Annotated in this window: 4 protein-coding genes; 2 read left to right on the forward strand and 2 right to left on the reverse strand. The window is 72.1% G+C overall.

Annotated features, from left to right (window positions below; translation table 11 throughout):
* Positions 1–737, reverse strand: a 737-nt coding sequence (locus tag E1264_RS41020) for a BTAD domain-containing putative transcriptional regulator (protein WP_207936916.1), incomplete at its 3' end; no start/stop codon positions are given.
* 49 nt (positions 738–786) lie between these two features.
* Between E1264_RS41020 and E1264_RS41025 the strand changes: the two genes are divergently transcribed.
* A complete protein-coding gene (locus E1264_RS41025) occupies positions 787–1,644 on the forward strand; it encodes a class I SAM-dependent methyltransferase (RefSeq protein ID WP_132182725.1) in 858 nt (285 codons plus the stop codon).
* Here the strand turns inward: E1264_RS41025 and E1264_RS41030 are convergent.
* Complete coding sequence (locus tag E1264_RS41030) at positions 1,641–2,474, reverse strand: DUF2332 domain-containing protein (protein ID WP_207936918.1); 834 nt, start codon at positions 2,472–2,474, stop codon at positions 1,641–1,643. The two genes, E1264_RS41025 and E1264_RS41030, sit on opposite strands and share 4 nt — an antisense overlap.
* 122 nt (positions 2,475–2,596) lie before the next feature.
* Between E1264_RS41030 and E1264_RS41035 the strand changes: the two genes are divergently transcribed.
* On the forward strand, positions 2,597–3,981 hold a 1,385-nt coding region (locus tag E1264_RS41035), incomplete at its 3' end, for a HAMP domain-containing sensor histidine kinase (RefSeq protein WP_243711484.1).

Here is a 3,981-nt window from a genome sequence, read left to right on the forward strand (position 1 = left end):
GCGCCCGCGCCCGCCATCAGGCGCTGGAACGCGCGCCGCGTCGCCGGGTCCGGGACGACGCCCAGCTCGCGCTCCAGGACCGAGGCGCAATGGTGGTAGGTGCTGATGGCGCCCGCGCGATCGCCCAGCTCGGCCTGCAACTGGATCAGGACGCGGTAGCCGACCTCCTCCAGCGGCTGCAGCCGGATCCGGCGGCGGGCGGCGTCCACCGCCCTGGCCAGATCGCCCGTCCCGGCGGACGTCGTGGCGACCAGATCGCACATCTCCACGCACCGGCGTTCGAGCTCCGACCTGGCGTCCAGCACCCAGTCGTCATGCACGCCGGGCAGGAGATCACCCTTGTATTCGGCGATGGCCCTGCACGCGTGCTCGGCGGCGCCCTCCTCGTCTCCCCTGGCCAGCGCCGCCCGAGCGCCCTCGCACTCGGCGGCGAAGACGCGCAGGTCGACGCGGCATGTCCCGCTGTCCCGCCAGCACAGGTCCCTGGACGTGACCACCAGCGAAGGCTCCGGACCGAGGACGCGGCGCAAGTGATGCAGTTCGCGGCGCAGGTTGGTGAGCGCCTGAGCGTCCGTGGAGTCGGGCCAGAAGATCCCCGCGATGCGCTGCCGGGTCTGCGGCGCCCCCGCATGGGCGGCCAGATACGCGACGAGGCCGACCGTGCGCGGTGAACGCGACCGCACGCCCGACTCGTCGTCGCCGATTACCTGATCCCCCAGCAGAGACGCGTACAGCATGGCAAGCCCGCCTCCCGAAACCCCAGGTTAGCTGTATCGTCGGCACGCCATGGGCGACGTATGGGCTGCCGGGGACGCCTACGAGGACTACGTGGGCCGGTGGAGCCGCCGGGTCGCGAACCCGTTCCTCCACTGGCTGGACGTGCCCGCCCGCAGACGCTGGCTGGACGTCGGCTGCGGCACCGGAGCGTTGACGGCGGCGATCCTGGCCTTGACGGATCCCGCCCAGGTCATCGGGGTGGACACGTCCGAGGGCTTCCTGTCGCGCGCACGTGCCCAGGTCACCGACACCCGGGCGAGTTTCCATCTGGCGGACGCCCGTTCGCTGCCGCTGCCAGTGCCACCACCGTCGCTGCCGCCGCTGCCGCCGCTGCCGCCGCCGCTGCCCGATCATCGCCGCCGGTTCGACGCCGTGGTCAGCGGGCTGGCGCTCAACTTCGTCCCGGAGCCGCATTCGGCCGTGGCCGAGTTCGGCCGGGTCGCCGCGGAGGGCGGCATGGTCGCCGCCTACGTCTGGGACTACGGCGAGGGCATGGCGATGATGCGGCACTTCTGGGACGCCGCCACCGCGCTCGACCGGGCCGCCGCCGAACTGGACGAAGGCCGCCGCTTCCCGCTGTGCCGCCCCGAACCCCTGCACCGCCTGTGGACGGACTCCGGCCTGGACGAGGTCACCGTCGAGCCGATCGAGGTGCCGACGATGTTCACCGGCTTCGACGACTACTGGTGGCCGTTCCTCGGCGGCCAGGGCCCGGCACCCGCGTACGTGACGTCGCTGACGGAGGAGCACCGCCGCGACCTGCGCGACCTGCTCCGCACCCGCCTCCCCACCGCCCCGGACGGCTCCATCCCCCTCACCGCCAGAGCATGGGCGGTGAAGGGGACCAGGACGACCGCAGGACGCTAGGAGCCGCCTGCCAGCCAGGACAGCATGCGTCCCCGGGACCAGCAGCGGCCAAGGCCCTCGGCGCGCAGGGTCGTGTGGTCGAACAGCGCCAGCCCGATGATGCTGTGACCGGACGCGCGCCGATCGCCGAAGGTCGGTATCCCCGGCGCGACTCCGACGCCTTCCGCCGACACCCACGCCACCGTCCGCTCGGTCGCCGCTTCGTCCAGGCGGTGCAGGAAGCGCAGGCGGGCTTCGAGCGGGTAGCGCGACAACGACCAGGTCGTGGTGACGACGGGCAGGGCATCGGCTGGGACGCGGGCGAAGGCGTCGGGCAGCAGGTCGAGGACGTCGCCTCGCAGCAGCAGCGGAGGGGCCGACGCCGTCAACGCCAACTCTGCGTCGAACTCAGCGAGCTGGTCCGGCTGGTCTGGGGGCAGGCAGGTGCGGAGCCAGCGGGCCTCGTCCGGGTCGGTCACATCGATCGGATCGCGGTCGACACCGATCCGGGCCACGACCTCGGGCAGCGCCCGCGCCGGAACGGGCCTGTCGCCCACGAGCGTGCACGACATCTGGACGGGCGAGGACGCGTCGCCCAGCAACAGCGGCAAATCCCGCGGGTCCCGCGAATCGTGCGAACTCCTCGATTGACGGTCGCGGTTGCTGTAGGTGATGCCGACGCGATCGACATTGAGGTTGAGCCCCGCCGAGCAGCCGACGTCGATCAGCCCGATCGCGTTCGCGTCCGCCCGGCGGGCCGCCTCGGCGATGGCCGGATACAGCACCGCGCAGTGCCCTGTCGTGCGGGCCCTGGCCTTGCTGCGGCTTCGTGTGGTCGGCGCCTCTGGCATCCCGGCGAGTCTAGCCATTCGGACGAATACCCCGGATCGGCGACCGGAGATCGCGTGATCTACGCTGTGTGCGTGAGTGATCACTTTTAGTGTCCGGCCGTTCGGGATTCGGGGGATCGGCTGTGGCGACGGAGAGGTGGGGGACGGTCCGCCGGTGGCACAGGCGGCTGTTCTTCTCGGTACGGGGACGCGCGACGGTCAGCACCGTGGCGGTGTCGACGCTGGTCCTCGGCCTGGTGTTCGTGCTGCTCATGGTGCTCGCGCGGGAATGGGCGCAGAGCAAGGTGTGGCGGAAGTCCGAGCGGACGGTCGAGCGGGTCGTGACCGACATCGTCCGCGGACGGTACGAGGACGTGCTCGCCCCCAGGCAGGGCGAGACCCCGCTGGTGCAGGTCCTCGGCCCGGACGGGGCGGTCGTGGCGGAGAGCGTCGGCCTGAGCGGGAGCCCGCCGCTGGCGGCCGAGGACGTGCGGAACGACAGGATGCTCCTCGATCGCGCCATCTGCCCCGACTTCCTGGACGACTGCGTGTGGATGTTCGGTACGCGCCTGCGGACGTCGCCGTGGGGGCCCGGCGTGATGGTGATCGCGGTGACGCCGCTGCCGACGCTGCTGAACACGTGGCTGCTGCCGCTGGGTGTCGCGCTGGTCATGGTGGCGCTGCTCGCGCTGATCGCGTGGTGGACGTGGTACACGATCGGGCGGGTGTTCGTCCCGGTCGACGAGATCCGCGCGGAGATGGCGGAGTTCAGCAGGCAGGGGCTCGGCCACCGGGTGCCGGTCCCGCAGGCGGGCACCCGGCTCCAGGCGCTCGCCGAGACCGTCAACGCGACGCTCGAACGGCTGCAGGAGGCGACGGAGCGGGAACGCCGGTTCATCTCGGACGCGTCGCACGATCTCCGCAACCCGCTCGCGGCGTTGCAGACGCAGCTGGAGGCCGCGCTGGACGAGCCGGACGACTACGACTGGAAACCGATGGTCGTGTCGGCGCTCGGCGACACGCGGCGGCTGAACGACGTGGTCGTCGACCTGCTGGAGCTGTCCCGGCTCGACTCCCGCGCCCCGGTCCCGATGGAGCGGATCGACCTCGCGGGCCTCACCCGCCGGGAGGTGGAGCGCCGCCCGCCCCGCATCCCGATCACGACGGACCTGGAGCCTGACGTGGCCGTCCGGGCGAACCCGGTGCGGCTGGCGCGGGTGCTCGCCAACCTGCTGAGCAACGCCGAACGGCACGCCGTGGACGCCATCCAGGTCACGGTGGAGCGGGACGGGTCCGACGCCGTCCTCGAGGTGCTGGACGACGGTGACGGCATCCCGGACGAGTCGCGGGAGCGGGTCTTCGAGCGGTTCGCGCGCCTGGGCGAGTCCCGGAAGCGGGACCCGGGCGGCACCGGGCTCGGGCTGCCCATCGCGCGCGAGATCGCCGAGATATACGGCGGCTCGTTGCACATCGAGGACAGCCCGAAAGGCGCCCGCTTCGTCCTCCGCCTCCCCCTCCTCCTCAAGGA

Source organism: Actinomadura sp. KC216, assembly GCF_004348535.1.
In the GTDB taxonomy this organism is placed as follows: Bacteria; Actinomycetota; Actinomycetes; order Streptosporangiales; family Streptosporangiaceae; genus Spirillospora.

What these genes read in the sequence shown, in the direction of transcription:
- E1264_RS41025 (WP_132182725.1), top strand. Translation starts at nt 787, where the DNA reads ATGGGCGACGTATGGGCTGCCGGGGACGCCTACGAGGACTACGTGGGC.
- E1264_RS41030 (WP_207936918.1), bottom strand. Translation starts at nt 2,474, where the DNA reads ATGCCAGAGGCGCCGACCACACGAAGCCGCAGCAAGGCCAGGGCCCGC.